11 protein-coding genes are annotated in these 17,347 nt (G+C 65.1%); 7 read left to right on the top strand and 4 right to left on the bottom strand.

The window, feature by feature from the left end:
* Positions 1-122: 122 nt before the first annotated feature.
* From G572_RS0118855 to G572_RS0118825, 7 genes are all read left to right on the top strand, one after another.
* A complete protein-coding gene (locus tag G572_RS0118855) occupies positions 123-2,099 on the top strand; it encodes a heme lyase CcmF/NrfE family subunit (protein ID WP_029059808.1) in 1,977 nt (658 codons plus the stop codon).
* 10 nt (positions 2,100-2,109) lie between these two features.
* The gene (locus G572_RS0118850) at positions 2,110-2,598 is read left to right on the top strand and encodes a cytochrome c-type biogenesis protein (protein WP_037547459.1); all 489 of its coding nucleotides are present in this window, start codon (positions 2,110-2,112) and stop codon (positions 2,596-2,598) included.
* Between the two features lie 187 nt (positions 2,599-2,785).
* Entirely contained in the window at positions 2,786-4,030 is a 1,245-nt protein-coding gene (locus tag G572_RS0118845) for a bifunctional alpha/beta hydrolase/OsmC family protein (protein WP_029059806.1), read from the top strand.
* Between the two features lie 174 nt (positions 4,031-4,204).
* Positions 4,205-5,725 (top strand): Do family serine endopeptidase, encoded by a 1,521-nt coding sequence (locus tag G572_RS0118840; protein WP_051242736.1) that lies wholly within the window; start codon positions 4,205-4,207, stop codon positions 5,723-5,725.
* Positions 5,726-5,889: 164 nt separating this feature from the next.
* The gene (locus tag G572_RS0118835) at positions 5,890-6,570 is read left to right on the top strand and encodes a response regulator transcription factor (protein WP_029059804.1); all 681 of its coding nucleotides are present in this window, start codon (positions 5,890-5,892) and stop codon (positions 6,568-6,570) included.
* Positions 6,554-8,008 (top strand): sensor histidine kinase, encoded by a 1,455-nt coding sequence (locus G572_RS0118830; protein WP_029059803.1) that lies wholly within the window; start codon positions 6,554-6,556, stop codon positions 8,006-8,008. Before G572_RS0118835 ends, G572_RS0118830 begins: the two co-directional genes overlap by 17 nt.
* Positions 7,974-10,937, top strand: a complete 2,964-nt coding sequence (locus tag G572_RS0118825) for a bifunctional [glutamine synthetase] adenylyltransferase/[glutamine synthetase]-adenylyl-L-tyrosine phosphorylase (protein ID WP_245566256.1) — start codon at positions 7,974-7,976, stop codon at positions 10,935-10,937. The genes G572_RS0118830 and G572_RS0118825 overlap by 35 nt, the downstream gene beginning before the upstream one ends.
* A gap of 59 nt (positions 10,938-10,996) precedes the next feature.
* Here G572_RS0118825 and G572_RS0118820 read toward each other — a convergent pair whose 3' ends face one another.
* The 4 genes from G572_RS0118820 to pepN all read right to left on the bottom strand — a co-directional run bounded on the left by G572_RS0118820 (position 10,997) and on the right by pepN (position 17,291).
* Positions 10,997-11,476, bottom strand: a complete 480-nt coding sequence (locus tag G572_RS0118820; protein ID WP_029059801.1) for an SRPBCC family protein — start codon at positions 11,474-11,476, stop codon at positions 10,997-10,999.
* Positions 11,466-11,813: an ArsR/SmtB family transcription factor gene (locus G572_RS0118815; RefSeq protein ID WP_029059800.1), complete on the bottom strand. Its 348-nt coding sequence runs from the start codon at positions 11,811-11,813 to the stop codon at positions 11,466-11,468. The genes G572_RS0118820 and G572_RS0118815 overlap by 11 nt, the downstream gene beginning before the upstream one ends.
* A 224-nt stretch (positions 11,814-12,037) precedes the next feature.
* The gene (locus G572_RS24685) at positions 12,038-14,413 is read right to left on the bottom strand and encodes a PAS domain-containing sensor histidine kinase (protein ID WP_037547455.1); all 2,376 of its coding nucleotides are present in this window, start codon (positions 14,411-14,413) and stop codon (positions 12,038-12,040) included.
* A 232-nt stretch (positions 14,414-14,645) separates the two neighbouring features.
* The gene (gene pepN / locus G572_RS0118805; RefSeq protein ID WP_029059799.1) at positions 14,646-17,291 is read right to left on the bottom strand and encodes an aminopeptidase N; all 2,646 of its coding nucleotides are present in this window, start codon (positions 17,289-17,291) and stop codon (positions 14,646-14,648) included.
* Between the last annotated feature and the right edge of the window lie 56 nt (positions 17,292-17,347).

Below are 17,347 nucleotides of genomic sequence, written 5' to 3'. Positions count from 1 at the left end.
GCCAGCGTGGCGATGCGAAAAGAGGTTGACGTTCCGCCTGGGGCAGCCCGTACCCTTGGAAGTGCCGTCGAAAGCGGGTGCGTGGAAGCCGGAAGCCCGATTAGCTGGAAGGATGCCCGGGAATGATTGTTGAAATCGGACATTTCGCATTGATCCTTGCGTTCGTCCTCTCCCTGATCCAGTCGGTTGTTCCGATTTGGGGGGCGCTGCGGCACGATCAGCGCCTGATGGCCGTTGCGCCGCCCGTGTCCGCAATGATGTTCCTGCTCGTCGGCGTGTCATTCGCCGCACTGATGATGGCCTACGTCACGTCCGACTTCTCGGTGCTGAACGTCGTGCAGAATTCGCATTCGGCGAAACCCGACCTGTTCAAGATCACCGGCGTTTGGGGCAACCACGAAGGCTCCCTTCTGCTCTGGGTTTTGATCCTTGTGCTTTTCGGCGCGCTCGTTGCCGCCCTCGGCCGCAACATTCCGCCTGAGCTCAAGGCGGCCACGCTTGGCGTGCAGGGCTGGGTGACGGCGGCCTTTCTGCTGTTCATGCTGGCGACGTCCAACCCGTTCATTCGCGTCACGCCGCCGCCGATGGAGGGGCAGGATCTCAACCCGATCCTTCAGGACATCGGCCTGGCGATCCATCCGCCGCTGCTTTATGTCGGCTATGTCGGGTTCTCCATCACCTTCTCCTTCGCCATCGCGGCGCTGATCCTCGGGCGCGTCGACGCCGCCTGGGCCCGCTGGGTCCGGCCCTGGACCCTGCTTGCCTGGCTGTTCCTGACGCTCGGCATCGCCATGGGATCCTATTGGGCCTATTACGAGCTTGGCTGGGGCGGATACTGGTTCTGGGATCCGGTCGAGAACGCCTCCTTCATGCCGTGGCTTGCCGGCACGGCGCTGCTGCATTCCGCCATCGTCATGGAAAAGCGCGGCGCCTTGAAGGTCTGGACGGTCCTGCTTGCGATCCTGACCTTCTCGCTTTCGCTGCTCGGCACATTCCTGGTGCGCTCGGGCGTGCTGACGAGCGTGCATGCCTTCGCCACCGATCCGGCGCGCGGCACGTTCATCCTCGGCATTCTGGTCGTCTTCATCGGCGGGTCGCTGGCGCTCTACGCCTGGCGCGCACCGCTTCTCAAGCAGGGCGGCCTGTTCGCGCCGGTCAGCCGGGAGGGCGCGCTCGTTCTCAACAACCTGCTGCTGACGGTCTCGGCCGCGGCGGTCTTCGTCGGCACGCTCTATCCGCTGGCGCTGGAGGCGGTCACGGGCGAGAAGATTTCCGTCGGTCCGCCGTTCTTCAACATGACCTTCGGACCGCTGATGATCCCGCTGCTGCTGGCGATGCCCTTCGGTCCGCTTCTGGCGTGGAAGCGCGGCGATATCTATGCGGTGAGCCAGCGTCTCTACATGGCATTTGGCCTGACGCTGCTTGCGACGCTTCTGGTCGTCTGGTTCCAGGGGCCGCAGCAGATTCTCGCGGCGCTCGGCATCGGCGTCGGGGTCTGGGTGATCGCCGGCGCCGTCGCCGAGATCCTGTCGCGGGCACGCTTTGGGCATGTCGGCGTCTCGACGGGCCTGCGCCGGCTGGTCGGTCTTCCGTCCTCCGCCTGGGGGGCTGCATTCGGACACATCGGCATCGGTGTGGTGATGCTCGGCATTGTCGCCGTGGAAGCCTTCCAGGTAGAGAAGGTACTCACCATCCGCCCGAACGAGACCGTCACCATCGCCGATTACGAGCTTGCCTTTGGCGGTCTGGTGCGACGGACCGGCCCCAATTACATCGACGACGTCGGCCACTTCGATATCTTCAAGGGCGGCGTGAAGGTGGCGGAAGCGGACCCGGCCAAGCGGCTTTATACCGCGCGCCGGATGCCGACGACCGAGGCCGGTATCGTCACCTTCGGCCTGTCGCAGATCTATGTGTCCATCGGCGAAGTCCACAGCGACGGCGGCGCCGACATCCGGCTCTATCACAAGCCCTTTGTCACGCTGATCTGGTTCGGTTGCCTGATCATGGGCTTTGGGGCCGTGTTGTCGCTGTTCGACCGCCGGCTGCGGGTTGGCGCGCCGCGCCCGGCCCGGGTGCGCGCGATTCCGGCGGAATAGGAGAGTGCCAATGCGCAATGCAGTTCTTGCAATCCTCGCGGCATTGGTCCTGGCCGTGGCCGCGCTGCCGGCCGGGGCGGTTGCGCCGGACGAAATCCTGGAAGACCCGGCGCTGGAGCAGCGTGCCCGCGACCTCTCCGCGAACCTGCGCTGCATGGTGTGCCAGAACCAGTCGATCGACGACAGCGACGCCCCGCTTGCAAAGGATCTTCGCGTGCTTGTGCGCGAAAGGCTCGTCGCCGGCGACACCAATGGCGAGGTGATCGACTACCTGGTCGCCCGCTACGGCGAGTTCGTCCTGCTCAAGCCTCGGTTTTCCTGGAACACCTTGCTGTTGTGGGCGGTGGCGCCTCTGGCGCTGCTGGTCGGTGGGGCCACGCTCTTTGTGGCGGCGCGTCGACGCACGCGCACGCTGGCGACGGCGCGGACCACGACGCTGAGCGACACGGAGCAGGCGGAACTCGACCGCATTCTTGCGGAAGGGGGCGACGGACGCTGAGCGCCGTTCCGCCGCTTTGCCGGCATTCTTTTCCGACTTGATCTGGCGGCATGCCCCGACGGGTCGCGTTTTCGTGATCCGGTCTGCGGGCTTGCCACTCTCGATATCGCTCCGCCTCGGACCCACCTTGAGCGGGGCTGGCTCTGCATTCGGGCGTGGGCCGTAATTCCTGACGGGGGACGCGTGAATGACTGCCAAGCCGATTCGACTGACCTTTGCCGGACATGCGGGTGCCGAACTCGCCGCGCGCCTCGACCTTCCGGAAGGTCCGGTGCGTGCCTATGCGCTGTTTGCGCATTGCTTCACCTGCTCCAAGGACGTGATCGCGGCACGGCGTATCGCGCAAGCGCTGACGGCGTCGGGCATCGGCGTCCTTCGCTTCGACTTCACCGGCCTCGGCGGATCGGGCGGAGATTTCGCTTCCACCAATTTCTCGTCCAACGTCGCCGACCTGCTTGCAGCCGCCGACTTCCTGCGGACCCACTACGAGGCTCCGGGCCTGTTGATCGGCCATTCCCTCGGCGGGGCGGCGGTGCTTGCGGTCGCCCGGGAGATCCCCGAAGCCTTGGCCGTTGCCACCATCGGCGCGCCGGCGGATGCGGATCATGTCGTCCGCAATTTCCATGCGGACCTCGAGACCATCCGGCGTGAAGGCGAGGCCGATGTGTCGCTCGCCGGTCGGACCTTCACCATCGAGCGCCAGTTTCTCGACGATATCTCAGAACAGGCCGTGCGCGAGCGCGTGGCGCATCTCGGCAAGGCGCTGCTGGTGCTTCATGCACCGCGCGACGAGACGGTCGGCATCGACAATGCGACGGCGCTTTTCGTCGCCGCCAAGCATCCCAAGAGTTTCGTGTCGCTCGACACGGCGGACCATCTGTTGAGCGACCCGCAGGACGCCGCCTATGCGGCGGATGTGATTGCCGCCTGGGCCAGCCGCTACCTCGGGGCCGCGGTGAAAGACGAAAGCGACCCCGAGGCGGACGCCGTGGTGATCACCGAAACGGGGCTGGGAAAGTTCCAGTCCATTGCGCGGGTCGGGGCGCACCGGTTGCTTGTCGATGAGCCCGAAAAGGTCGGCGGTCTGGATTCCGGACCTTCGCCCTATGATTTTCTCGCCGCCGCGCTCGGCGCCTGCACGGTGATGACCTTGCGCATGTATGCGGAACACAAGGGTATCGACCTGGCGCGGATCGGCACAACGGTGCATCACGCCAAGGTTCATGCCGAGGACTGTGCCGGTTGCTCCGGGGACGTCCGGGCTCGCGGCGGCAAGATCGATCGTTTCGAACGGATTGTGCATCTTTCCGGCGACATCGACGACGACACCCGGGCCCGCCTTTTGGAGATCGCGGACAAATGCCCGGTCCACCGCACGCTGGAGGCCGGCGCGGCGGTGATCACGCGCCAGAGTTCCGACGGGACGGAGTGATCACCCGCGGACATCGACTTGTTTGTTCGCAATCGTCAAACATTACCAAAGCTTAATCGCCCCGACAGGCGGCTGTAAGGCGACATGCTCCATATCAGAACGGACAGCCGGGCCGACACATCCCCGTAAGGCCGGCCCGGCCTCGTGATCCTGACCAAGACGTGGAGAACCCCTATGTCGACCAAGATGTATCCCTCAGCCATCAACCGTCTGCCCCGTGGCCGCAAGAGCCTGGTCGTCGGCGCGCTGGCGCTTGGCCTTGCCGGCGGCATGACGGCGCAAACCGTGATTCCCGGCCAGTTCGCCCTCGCCGATCCCGTCCGGGTCGAGTCCGCCGCTCCCCAGAGCTTTGCCGCCGTCGTCGCAGGCGTGAAGCCGGCGGTCGTCAGCGTGCGCGTTACCTCCGACCGTGCGCCGCGCATGATGTCCTCGCGCGGGCAGGGCATTCCCGGTTTCGAGGACCTTCCCCGCGATCACCCGCTGCAGCGCTTCTTCCGACAGTTCCGCGGTCAGCCGGGTGCGGAAGGCAACCAGCCGCAGCGGCGCGGGTCCAGCCAGGGCTCCGGCTTCTTCATCTCCGAGGACGGCTATCTCGTCACCAACGAGCATGTGGTTGCCGGCGGTACGGAATTCATGGTGGTGGGCGATGACGGCCTTGAATACGAAGCCCGACTGATCGGCACCGATGAGCGCACCGATCTGGCGCTTCTGAAGGTCGATGCGGATACGGAGTTCACCTATGTCGAGTTCGCCGACGAGGCTCCGATGGTTGGCGAATGGGTCGTCGCCGTGGGCAATCCCTTCGGTCTTGGCGGATCGGTGACGGCGGGCATCGTCTCGGCGCGCGGTCGTGACATCGGCGCCGGTCCTTACGACGATTTCATCCAGATCGACGCACCGGTGAACCGCGGCAACTCCGGCGGTCCCGCCTTTAACACCAAGGGACAGGTGATCGGCGTGAACGCCGCGATCTTTTCGCCCTCCGGCGGCAACGTCGGCATTGCCTTCGCCATTCCCGCCTCCACGGCGACCGACATCATCGCCGATCTGAAGGACGATGGCACGGTCGTGCGCGGCTGGCTTGGCGTCCAGATCCAGCCGGTCTCCGCCGACATCGCGGAAAGCCTTGGCCTGGACGAGGCAAAGGGCGCGATCGTTGCGGAAGCCCAGGGCGAAAGCCCGGCGCTGAAGGCCGGGATCGAATCCGGCGACACCATCCTGACGGTCGACGGCGAGAGCATCGACGGACCGCGCGAACTGGCCCGAAAGATCGCCTCCTATCCGCCGGAGACCGCAGTCGATCTCGGCATCTGGCGCGATGGCGAGGAGCAGACCGTGACCGTGACGCTCGGTCGCCTGCAGGAAAGTGCGAGCGCGGCGGCGGCGGTCGAGCCGACTGGCGAGGCGACGGCATTCGTCGACAGTCTTGGCCTGGAACTCGCGGCGGCGCGTGACGCCGGCGCCGGAGAGCGCGGCGTCGTGATCACGGATCTCGCACCCGACAGCACCGCCGGCGAAAAGGGGCTGGAGCGTGGCGACGTCATCCTTGAAGTCGGCGGCACGCAGGTCGACCAGCCGGGCGATGTCGCCAGTGCGATGCTTGGTGCCAGTGAAGGTGGTCGCAAGGCTGTCCTGATGCGGGTGAAACGGGAAAATGCCACGCGCTTCGTGGCGGTTCCGGTCGCCCGCGGCTGACGCCGTCCGCTCGACGCAGAATGCGGGCGCCGTGCGGCGCCTTGCCAGACCGAGCCCCGGACCGGTGAAACGGTTCGGGGCTTCGGCGTTCGGGGCTGCACGATTAGACCGCCACCCGGGAGAGTGTTATGCAGATCCTGCCTGAAACGCGATGTGAAGAAGCCATGCGTATCCTGATTGTCGAGGACGACAAAGAAGCTGCCAATTACCTGGTCAAGGCGCTGCGCGAGACCGGGCATGTGGTCGATCATGCGCCCGACGGCGAGGCCGGCTACGAGTTGGCAGTCTCGGCCCCCTATGATGTTCTGGTCGTCGACCGGATGCTGCCGCGTCGCGACGGCCTGTCGATGATCTCGGGCCTGCGCGCCGAGGGAAACCATACGCCGGTCCTGGTGCTTTCCGCCCTCGGCCAGGTTGACGACCGGGTGACAGGGTTGCGGGCCGGCGGCGATGACTACCTCCCCAAACCTTATGCGTTTTCCGAACTACTCGCCCGCGTCGAGGCGCTTGGCCGGCGCCCGCGCCAGCAGGACATTGATACCAGCTACAGCGTCGGCGATCTGACGCTCGACCGGCTCACCCACACGGTGACGCGTTCCGGCCAGGACATTCCGCTTCAGCCACGCGAGTTCAAGCTGCTGGAGTACCTGATGCAGAACGCAGGTCAGGTGGTAACCCGCACCATGCTGCTGGAGCACGTCTGGGAGTATCATTTCGATCCGCAGACCAACGTGATCGATGTGCATGTCTCGCGGTTGCGTGCGAAGATCGACAAGGACTTCGACCGTCCGCTCCTGCATACGGTGCGCGGCGCCGGGTATACGATCCGTGACACCGCTCGCTAAATTGTTTCGCACCACGGCCATAAAGCTTGCGCTGATCTATCTGGCGGCGCTCTCGCTCGCCTCCGGTGCGGTGATTGTCTACCTGTCACAGAATACGGCGACCGTTCTGCGCGAGCAGATCGTCGAGACGGTGGACGCGGAAATCGTCGGCCTTGCCGACAGGTACCGCATCGTCGGCATTCGGGGTCTCGTGGCCTCCGTCGAGGCACGGTCCCGGCGTCCCGGCGCGAGCCTCTATCTCGTTACGGACTTTGCCGCAAACCAGCTTGTCGGCAACGTCGAGGGGCTGAATGAGCGTGTGCTCGCGGGCGAAAGCGGCGAGTTGCAGCGGGTGAGCTATACGCCGCTCGGCGGCGGCGAGAAGCGCGAGGCGCTGGTGCGTGTGTTCCAGCTTTCGGGCGGCTTCCGCTTGCTGGTCGGGCGCGATCTCCAGGAACAGCAGTATTTCCGGTCGCTTTTGGCCGAGGCGATGCGCTTCTGGCTCCTTGTGCTTGCGGGCCTTGGTCTGGTGACGTGGGTCTATGTCAGCCGGCGGGTTCTCAAGCGCATCGACGCCATGGCCGCGACCGGTCGGCGGATCATGTCGGGTGACCTGTCCGAGCGGCTGCCGGTGGAAGGCAGCGGCGACGAGTTCGACCGCCTGGCCGTCGGCCTCAACACCATGCTGGAACGCATCGAGGCCCTGATGCACGGGCTGAAGGATGTCTCCGACAACATCGCCCATGACCTCAAGACCCCGCTGACGCGGATGCGGAACCGTGTGGAGGAAGCATTGCGCACGGATGCGATGGATGCGCCGGCGCGGGCGGCGCTGGAAGCGACGATCGACGATTGCGACACGTTGATCCGCACGTTCGATGCGCTGCTGCGCATTGCGCGGGTCGAGGCGGGGTCTTCCGACGCGGCACGGGAGCCGTTCGACGCAAGCGCGCTCGTGTGCGAGGTTGGGGAGCTCTATGCACCGGTGGTCGAGGATCAGGGCGGGACGCTGGAGGTGGAGGCCGACACGCCGATGACCCTTCGCGGCAACCGCGAACTGCTGGTGCAGGCCCTGGTTAATCTCATTGAAAACGCATTGAAATACGCTCAAAACGCTGACGATGACGGCGTTAGGATATGTCTTGCGGCCCGTCTCGACGGCGACACCGCGGTTCTGTCGGTTCGCGATCATGGTTCCGGCATCGCGGATGCCGACAAGGAGCGCGTCCTGCATCGCTTCGTGCGGCTTGAGGAAAGCCGCAATGCCCCGGGCTCCGGACTGGGCCTCAGCCTTGTCTCGGCCGTGGCGCGGCTGCATGGCGGGCGTCTGGTGCTGGTCGATGCCGATCCGGGATTGCGTGCAGAGCTTCGGTTGCCGGGCGACGGTGGCACGTCGGCAAAACAACGAAACGGGAGAAACCAGCGTGACGGGCGAGCGGGCGAACGGACGAGCGGATGACGAACGATCTCTCCTGGAGGAGCTGCGGACGGTGCCGACAGTGGCCGACAGCGATGCCGGCGATGCAATCCTGTGCGACCTCGCGGGTGCGCTTGACACCATCGCCGATACCGGCCTTGAAGCACGGGCGCGGGGCTTTCTGGCCGGAGCTCTTACCAATGCCCCCTATCTGCGCGACCTTGCCTGTTCCGACCCCGAGCGTCTTGCCGGGATCCTGACGACGTCGCCGCGCCAGCGTGCGACGCGGCTGATTGCCGACGCGCGGGCGCTGGAAGCTGACGACGAGGCTGCGCTGATGCGCGCGCTGCGCGATCTCAAGAAGGATCTCGCGTTGACGCTGGCGCTTGCCGACATCGGCGGCGCCATCGATCTGGACACGGTGACCGGCGGTCTCAGCCGCTTCGCCGATGCGGCGCTGACGGCGGCGATCCGGTTTTGCCTGCGCGACCTGGAGCGCCGCGGGCGCTTCACGCCGAAGGATGACGCCTGTCCGGAGAAAGGCTCCGGCTTCGTCGTTCTGGCGATGGGCAAACACGGTGCCTTCGAGCTGAACTATTCCTCCGATATCGATCTGATCGTGCTTTACGAGCCGGATCTCGCGCCGATGAGCGGCGGCGCCGAGGCGCAGGTGGAGTTCGTCCGCCTGACAAAGCGGCTCGTGAAGATCATGGGCGACCGGACGGCGGACGGTTATGTCTTTCGCACGGATCTGCGGCTGCGCCCCGATCCCGGCGCGACGCCGCTTGCCATGTCGATCCCCGGTGCGCTGGTCTATTACGAGAGCCTTGGACAGAACTGGGAGCGGGCCGCGCTCATCAAGGCGCGGGCCTGCGCCGGCGATATCGCGTGCGGCGAGGCCTTCCTGAAGGAGATAGGCCCCTTCATCTGGCGCAAGTATCTCGACTACGCATCGATTGCAGACGTGCATTCCATCAAGCGCCAGATCCATGTCCACAAGGGGCATGGCGAGATCGCCGTGGCCGGTCATAACGTCAAGCTGGGACGCGGCGGCATTCGCGAGGTCGAGTTCTTCGCCCAGACCCAGCAATTGATCGCCGGGGGGCGGATCACCGAGTTGCGCGGCCGGCGTACGCTCGACACGCTGGCCATGCTGGCCGACCTCGACTGGATTGCACCCGAGGCACGCGACGAACTGACCGAGGCCTATGTGTTCCTGCGCAACGTGGAACACCGCATCCAGATGGTGAACGACGAACAGACCCATATCCTGCCGGCAGACGAAGCCGCCCGCACCCGGGTCTCCCGTCTCTTCGGCTACGAGGATCTCACGACGTTCGAGAACGATCTGCGCACCCGGTTCAAGACGGTCCAGCGACACTATTCCGCGCTGTTCGAGAACGAACCGGAGCTCGCCTCCGATCTCGGCAATCTCGTCTTCACGGGCGACGATGACGATCCGGAGACGCTTGAGACCCTGAGCGGGCTTGGCTATGCGCGCCCGAAGGAGGCCGCGAAGATCATTCGCGCCTGGCATTTCGGCCGGTATCCGGCGGTGCGCTCGTCGAAGGCACGCGAGCGGCTCACGGAATTGCATCCGGTGCTGATCCAGGCGCTGGCAAGCACCGACAATGCCGACCAGGCCCTGCTGTCCTTCGACGGCTTTCTGTCGAAACTGCCGGCCGGCGTCCAGCTGTTCTCGCTGCTTCGCTCAAACCCAGAACTCCTGCGCCTTCTGGCGACCGTGATGGGCGCGGCGCCTCGCCTTGCCGAGGTTGTGTCCAAGCGCGTCCATGTGCTCGACGCGGTGCTCGATCCGGCCTTTTTCGGTGCAATGCCGACGGCGGAAGAGTTCCAGGCCGGTCTCGACCGGACGCTGTCGCTGGCGCGCTACTATGAGGATGCGCTGGACCGGGCGCGGATTTTTGCGCAGGAACAACAGTTTCTGATCGGTTTGCGGCTCTTGTCCGACACTCTGACCGCCCATCAGGTGGGCGAGGCGCTGGCGCGACTGGCGGAAACGATCGTCGAGGGGCTGCTGCCGCATGTCATGACCCATGTCGCGGAAAACCATGGCCGGCTTCAAGGTGGCGACTTTGCGGTGCTCGCCATGGGCAAGCTCGGCGGCCGGGAGATGACAGCGTCCTCCGATCTCGACCTGATCCTGCTCTATGATCATCCCGACGAAACCGCGCAGACGGATGGAAAGCGTCCGCTCGCCGCAAGCCAGTATTACATCCGCCTGACCCAGCGGCTGGTGTCCGCGCTTTCGGCGCCGACGGCGGAAGGGCTTCTCTACGAGGTCGACTTCCGCCTGCGCCCGTCGGGAAATGCCGGACCGCTGGCAACCCGGCTGGCCTCCTTCGAGGCCTATCAGGCGAAGGAAGCCTGGACCTGGGAGCACATGGCCCTGACGCGGGCGCGGGTCATTGCAACATCCTCCGACGCCTTTTCCGAGCGCATTCAGGCGCTGATCTGCGAGACGCTGGCGCGGCCGCGCGACCCGGAAAAGGTCGCGCAGGAGGTCGCCTCCATGCGCGCGCGCATCCAGGCGGAGAAGGGCACCACAGACGTCTGGGACATGAAGCAGGTTGCGGGCGGACTGGTCGACATCGAATTCATCGCGCAATATCTGCAGCTTGTGCATGCGCAGGACGATCCGGATGTTCTGTCCCAGACGACGGAGACCGCGCTGGAAAACGCGGTGCGCGCCGGATTTCTGTCCGCCGGAGATGCGGAGGTGCTGCTTCCTGCCATCCGCCTCTATCACGCCCTGACCCAGGTTCAACGCTTGACACTCGACGGCCCGTTCAAGGCGGACACCGCGCCCAAGGGCGTGCGCGACCTTCTGGTCCATGCCGGAGAAGCGCCAGACTTCCGACACCTGGAACATCGTCTCGGGGAATGTCAGGCCGGTGTCAGGGACGTCTTCGAGACGCTGGTGGGCAAGGTCGAAATCCCGGCGGGCTAGGCCTGACCCCGGTCAACGCACAGTATCCGGCGCCGCCGGGGTGGTTCGACGGCTCGTCTTCAAAGTCTGTTCAGGCCGAGTGCATAAGCCTCGAGCTGATCCGCAACCGTTGCCCAGCCGTCGTGAAAGCCCATGTCTTCATGCGTTTTGCGCGCATCCGTCGAGCGGTGGCGGGCGATCGCGGTGTATTTCGTGCCGCCGCCGGGCGCATCCGCAAGCAGCAGGATCGCGGTCATGAAGGGATCCGGCGCCGGCTTCCAGCCCTCGCTGTAGGTGTCTGTGAAGACGAGCTTCTTCCGCGGCACGATTTCCAGGAAGACGCCCTGGTTGGCCACTTCGCGGCCCTCGACCTCGAAGGTCGAGTTGAACCGGCCGCCGACCGTCAGGTCGATCTCGCAGGCTGTGACCTTGTGCGGCTTCGGCATGAAGAAATGCACGATGTGTTCGGGCGTCGTCCAGCATTCCCAGACCAGCGCGCGGGGCGCCTTCAGGATGCGCTCGAGAACGAGGTCTTTTTCCGGATCAATGTCAGCTGTCAACGGATCTCTCTTTTGCAAGGTTTTCGACATAGTCGTCGAACCGGTCCAGTCGTGACGTCCAGACCGCGTGCTGCTCGGCCAGCCAGTGTTCGAGCGGGGCGATGCCGCCCGCCGCGAGCCGGCAGTATCGCACCCGTCCCGTCTTCGCCGTTTCGATCAGGCCGGCCTTTTCCAGTCGGGCGATGTGGCCCATGAAGGACGGCAGGGCCATGGCATGGGATGCGGCCAGTTCGCTCACCGAAGCAGGTCCTCGCGCCAGCCGGGAGACGATCGCCCGGCGGGTCTCGTCGCCCAGTGCCGCGAAAAGCAGGTTCAGGTCAGGATCATGCTTAGCCATAAGCCTAACTATTATGGAGCAATGGCGGTGTCAATGATAACTTAGGCAGATGGCTAAGTGATATGGCGTGCGTCGAACGCGGGCAGTGCCGGCACCGGGGCGGTGCCGGCGGCGGCCGGGTCCGGAGGGTGTTCGTCAAGCGGTGGGGTCGGGACGATGTTCGGGGGGCGGCGGGGCAGGCGGGCGCCCGGAGCGGGTGGCCCGACGTCTTCCGCGATCGGGCTTCAGGCGGTGGCGGTGATGCCCGTCGGCTCGACGGCGGCCGGACGCGTCACCGGCAGCGTCACTGTCACGCAGGTTCCCTTGCCGACGGTCGAGCGAATGGTCATGGAACCGCCATGCAGCTTGATCAGCGACTGGGCAATTGCGAGGCCGAGCCCGGAGCCCTTGTGTGTCTTGGTGAACTGGTTCTCGACCTGAACGAACGGCTTGGCGAGGCGCACGATATCGCTTTGCTTGATGCCGATCCCGGTATCGGTGATGTCGACCACGATCTGTGCGGTGTCGCCGGTGGCGTCGTGTTTGGCCGTGAGCTTCACCGCACCGCCGTCCGGGGTGAATTTCACCGCATTCGCCAGAAGGTTCAGGAGAACCTGCTTCATCGCCCTGCGGTCGCCGTTGAGCATGAGGTTTTCCGCCGTCTCGGTCGTCACCGAGATGTTCTTCTCGTCGGCTGCCGACGAGATGATCCGCGAGACGTCGCCGACGACGGCGCCGAAATCCATCTCCTCGCACTTCAGTTCGAGCCGGCCTGCCTCGATCTTCGACATGTCGAGAATGTCGTTGATGACGTTGAGCAGATAGCGGCCGCTGTCGTGGATGTCGGTACAATATTCGCGGTATTTTTCCGAGCCGAGCGGCCCGAACATGCCCTGGTCCATGATCTCCGAGAAGCCGATGATCGCATTGAGCGGCGTGCGCAGCTCATGCGAGATATTGGCGAGGAACTCGCTCTTTGCCTGGTTCGCTTCTTCGGCCTTGGTCTTTTCTTCCGAATATTTTTCCGCAAGCTCGACCAGTTGCTGCGCCTGGGTTTCGAGCTTTTGACGAGACTGGCGAAGGTCGGCGACCGTCGCCATAAGCCGCCGCTCGCTTTCCATCAGTTTTTCTTCATGCCGCTTGAGCGCGGTGATGTCTGTGCCCACGGAGACGAAGCCACCGTCCTTGGTCCGGCGCTCCGAAATCTGCAGCCAGCGTCCGTCGGCCAGATGCGCCTCGTAGCTGGAGGAGGGGTCCGATCCGTCGCTGCCGATGGTCGGGCTGGCCGACACGACCGTCTGACGCGCGCTCGACATCACCTGGGCGTAGGGCGTTCCGGCCTTGATGGAGGCGTTCGGGAGATTGTGCAGCGTCTGGTAGTTGGAGTTGCACATCACCATCCGGTTTTCCGTGTCCCACAGCACGAAGGCTTCCGAAATCGTCTCGATGGCATCGCGCAGTCGCAGGTCCGCGGTGCGGCTTTGTTCGGCAAGTTGCTTCTGTTCGGTAACGTCGATGCAGATGCCGATCAGATGCGGTTCGGAGATGCCCGGTTCGCTCTGCACCTGCGCGCGGGCGCGCAGCCACACCCATTCGCCATTGGCGTGGCGCATGCGGAACTGCTTGTCCACGGTGCTCTCGCCGGTCTCCAGCAGGGACTCGGCGAGGGTGTAGAGGTCAATGTCGTCGGGGTGGGTCAGCGCGGAGATTTCGGAAAAGCCCAGAATGTCGTCGCGCGGCGGCATGCCGAGCATTTCGTACAGCGATGCGGACCAGAAGATCCGCCCCCGCGACAGGTCCCAGTCGAACAGCCCGCAGCGTCCGCGGTTAAGGGCGAGGTCGATGCGCGCGCGGGTCGCGGCATAGATCTGGTCGGCCTGTTCGGCGCGTGTCGCCTGGGCGAAGAAGGCATAGATCAGGATCAGCATGACGGAGGCCGTGCCGACGAAGAGCGTCACATTCGCGGAAACGCTGGCGCGCCATTCGGCAAAGAGCATGTCCTTGGACTGCAGGAGCGCGACCATTCCGAGGCGTCCGTCGAGATGATGGACGGTGGCATAGGCTTCGTCTTCGGTGTCGGCGGCGATCGTGAGCACGCCGGCGCGCGCGCCGAAGACGGTCAGCGGCTGGCCGACGCCGAGAAGATCGGAAAGCGGGCGCCCTTCCAGATCGGAGCGCAGGGGCGCCGTCGCGACGATGCTCCCGTCCTTGTCCGCGACCAGGATGCGTCGGGCGTCGCTCGTGGCGCGCGGCGGCAGGCTGTCGGCAAGCGCGGCCTGAAGGGCGGTGCGGAACCCCTGTTCCGGCAGGTCGGCCTCCTCGGCGCCCAGGCGGGCCGCGAGGGTGGTGGCGATCATGGTCAGGTCGTCACGGGCGCGCTGGTCGGTTTCCTCGTGTTCGTAGGAGAGCGTCAGGGCACGATAGGTCGCGAGCGTCGCAATGAAGACGACGCAAAGAACGGGAATGGCACGGCGAAAGAAGGGTTCGGCCGCCAGGAGCCGCTGATAGGCCGGCTGGGCGAGCAGGCGGATGTGTCCGGTCAGCGACTGTGCGTCGCGTTGTTTCCGAAGCAGGTCCGCGAATCGACGCGCGGACGCTGAGCCTGCAAGGGCACGCGCCATCGTAATGGCTCCCGATGTATCGATGTGTCCGCAACGAGAACGCAACAGGCGTTCGAATCAACTTCATTTGAATCGCATTCGCCGATTTTGTCCATAGCTGGGCAAGAAAAATATAGTTAATCGAAGGTTAATTTATCGACGTTAAGCACAACTATCGCGAGTCTAATCTGGTTTGACCCGATGGGCGCGGCGGCGACAGTTTCGTCGCGTCCGTGCCCATCGGTGGATCCTGTCATTGCAGGCAACGATCGACGATGTCCCGGACATCCGGCGACAGGTCGGTTCCTTGCGCCATGCGCTCCAGCGTGGCTTTGGCGCGGGCGCGTCGTTCCGGCTCCAGGGCGCGCCAAGACCGGAAGGCCGAGAGAAGCCGTGCAGCCGCCTGCGGGTTGCGGGTGTCGAGATCGAGCACGAAATCGGCGACGAAGTCGAAGCCTGCGCCGTCGAGCCGGTTGAACTGGCGCTGGTTTCCGGTTGCGAAGGCGCCCACGAGCGCGCGCACGCGGTTGGGGTTTGCCGGCGAAAACGCCGGATGTCCGGTGAGGGCTTTCACAGCGGCAAGCGTCTCCTCACCGGGCGCGGTCGCCTGCACCATGAACCACTTGTCCATGGCAAGCGGCGTGCGGGCATGGCGGTCGGCAAAGGCGGCAAGCGCCTCTTCGTGGCCAGGCAGCCGGGCGTGAACCAGCACCGTGAGGGCGGCGAGCCTGTCCGTCATGTTGTCGGCCTGCTCGAATTGCCGGCCGACGAGGTCTCCGCTGGCGCCGCCTTGCCCCTGTCCCAGATAGTCGAGCAGGACATTCTTCAATGCGCGCCGGCCGGCCGAGGCCGCTTCCGGGCTGTAGGGAGCTGCGTTCGACATGTTGTCATAGGTCTGCTTCAGCATGGGACCGAGTGCATCGGCAAGTCCCGAGCGCATCTGCGAACGTGCGAAATGAATGGCGTCCGGATCGACATCGTTGCCGATCTCGCGCGCGATATCCGCATCGCCGGGCAGCTGCAGGCACAGGGCGCGGAAGGCCGGTTCCAGGCGCTCGTCGGCCATCGTCGCTTCGATCGCGGCGACAAGGCGCGGGTCAATGTCCAGCCGTTGCTGGCGCGGCCCGGCGGACGTTTGGTCGATCAGGGTCTTGAAGATGACCGACTGCAAAGCTTCCCAGCGGTTGAAGGGGTCCGTGTCATTGGCCGCCAGGAACAAAAGCTCCGTGTCGTCGAGATTGCTTTTGAGCGTCACGGGTGCGGAGAAGCCGCGCAGGAGCGAGGGAACGGGCCGGTCCATCACGTCATGGAAGACGACCTTCTGCAGGGGCGCGGTAATGTGCACCACGTCTCCGGTCGTCTCCGCGCCGCTGATCGATGAGGGGGAAAGCTCGGTGCCGTCCGGCCCCATCAGCCCGACCCGCAAGGGGATATGCAGGGCCGGCTTGTCGGCCTGTTTTGGCGTCGGCGGGGTTTGCTGTTTGACGGTCAGCGTCAGCCGTTTCCCCGACGCGTCATAGGCGCTGTCAATGCGCAGCGAGGGCGTGCCGGCCTGTTCGTACCACAGCGCGAACTGGTCGAGGCTGCGGCCGCTCGCCTGCGCGAAACAGGCGAGAAACGCCTCGATGGTCGTTGCTTCGCCGTCGTGACGCGCGAAGAACAGGTCCATGCCCTTGCGGAAATCCTCCCCGCCCAGCACCGTCTTGAGCATGCGCACGACCTCTGCGCCCTTCTCGTAGACGGTGGCGGTGTAGAAGTTGTTGATCTCGTGGTAGAGCCGCGGGCGCACGGGGTGCGCCAGCGGTCCGGCATCCTCGGGAAACTGGTGCGATTTCAGCAGGCGGACGTCGGAGATCCGCTTGACCGCGCGCGAACGCATGTCGGCGGAGAACTCCTGGTCGCGGAACACCGTCAGGCCTTCCTTCAGGCACAGCTGGAACCAGTCGCGACAGGTGATGCGATTGCCGGTCCAATTGTGAAAATACTCATGGGCGATGACGGCCTCGATGCCCGCATAGTCCTGATCCGTCGCGGTATCTGGATCGGCGAGGACGTATTTGTCGTTGAAGATGTTGAGACCCTTGTTCTCCATCGCGCCCATGTTGAAGTCCGACACGGCGACGATGTTGAACACGTCTAGATCGTAGCAGCGGCCGAAGACCTCCTCGTCCCAGTGCATCGAGCGCTTGAGGCTGTCCATCGCCCAGCCGCAGTTCGCCTCGTTGCCATGCTCGACGTAGATGTTGAGCGCGACGTCGCGGCCTTCGGCGGTGGTGAAGCGGTCGCTGACGCAGGCAAGGTCGCCGGCGACCAGCGCGAACAGATAGCTCGGCTTGGGGTGGGGGTCGTGCCAGATCGCATAATGGCGGTCGGTTCCGGGAACCTCGCCCTGTTCGACCGGATTGCCGTTGCCCAGCAGCAGCGGCGCCTCGCTCGCGCGGGCCTCGATCCGGGTGGTGTAGACCGCAAGGCAGTCGGGCCGGTCGAGGAAATAGGTGATCCGGCGAAACCCTTCCGCCTCGCATTGCGTGCAATAGGTGCCGTTCGAGCGATAAAGCCCCATCAGCTTGGTGTTCGCGTCGGGGTCGAGCCGCGTTTCGATGTCCAGCACGAAGGGGCCGTCGGGCACGTCGTCGATCTCGAGCCGGGACGGGGTCGCGCGGTAGCGGTCGGCGGCGAGGATCTGGCCGTCGAGCGCCAGCGATACGAGGGAAAGTTCGTCGCCGTCCAGGACAAGCGGTTCGCCGGCCGGGGTATCGGCGGCCCGGCGGATGGTCAGCCGCGCCCCGACCCGGGTCGCGCGTGGCGCAAGCTTGATGTCGAGCGCGACGGTATCGATCTCGAACCGCGGCGGGCGATAGTCCTCGAGACGGACCGGTGCGGGGGTCTCCGTGCGCATGAAAGGCTCCTTCGTTTCGCTCGCCGGGTCCGGCGCTGAAGGCCTGAACACCGCGC

The organism is Stappia stellulata DSM 5886, assembly GCF_000423705.1.
Classification (GTDB): domain Bacteria; phylum Pseudomonadota; class Alphaproteobacteria; order Rhizobiales; family Stappiaceae; genus Stappia; species Stappia stellulata.
Note: the sequence above shows the minus strand (reverse complement) of the source record. Positions and strands in the feature narration are given on the sequence as shown.

Coding starts and splice junctions, on each gene's coding strand:
- G572_RS0118850 (WP_037547459.1), top strand. CDS start 2,110: ATGCGCAATGCAGTTCTTGCAATCCTCGCGGCATTGGTCCTGGCCGTG.
- G572_RS0118840 (WP_051242736.1), top strand. CDS start 4,205: ATGTCGACCAAGATGTATCCCTCAGCCATCAACCGTCTGCCCCGTGGC.
- pepN (WP_029059799.1), bottom strand. CDS start 17,291: ATGCGCACGGAGACCCCCGCACCGGTCCGTCTCGAGGACTATCGCCCG.
- G572_RS0118835 (WP_029059804.1), top strand. CDS start 5,890: ATGCGTATCCTGATTGTCGAGGACGACAAAGAAGCTGCCAATTACCTG.
- G572_RS0118845 (WP_029059806.1), top strand. CDS start 2,786: ATGACTGCCAAGCCGATTCGACTGACCTTTGCCGGACATGCGGGTGCC.
- G572_RS0118855 (WP_029059808.1), top strand. CDS start 123: ATGATTGTTGAAATCGGACATTTCGCATTGATCCTTGCGTTCGTCCTC.
- G572_RS0118815 (WP_029059800.1), bottom strand. CDS start 11,813: ATGGCTAAGCATGATCCTGACCTGAACCTGCTTTTCGCGGCACTGGGC.
- G572_RS24685 (WP_037547455.1), bottom strand. CDS start 14,413: ATGGCGCGTGCCCTTGCAGGCTCAGCGTCCGCGCGTCGATTCGCGGAC.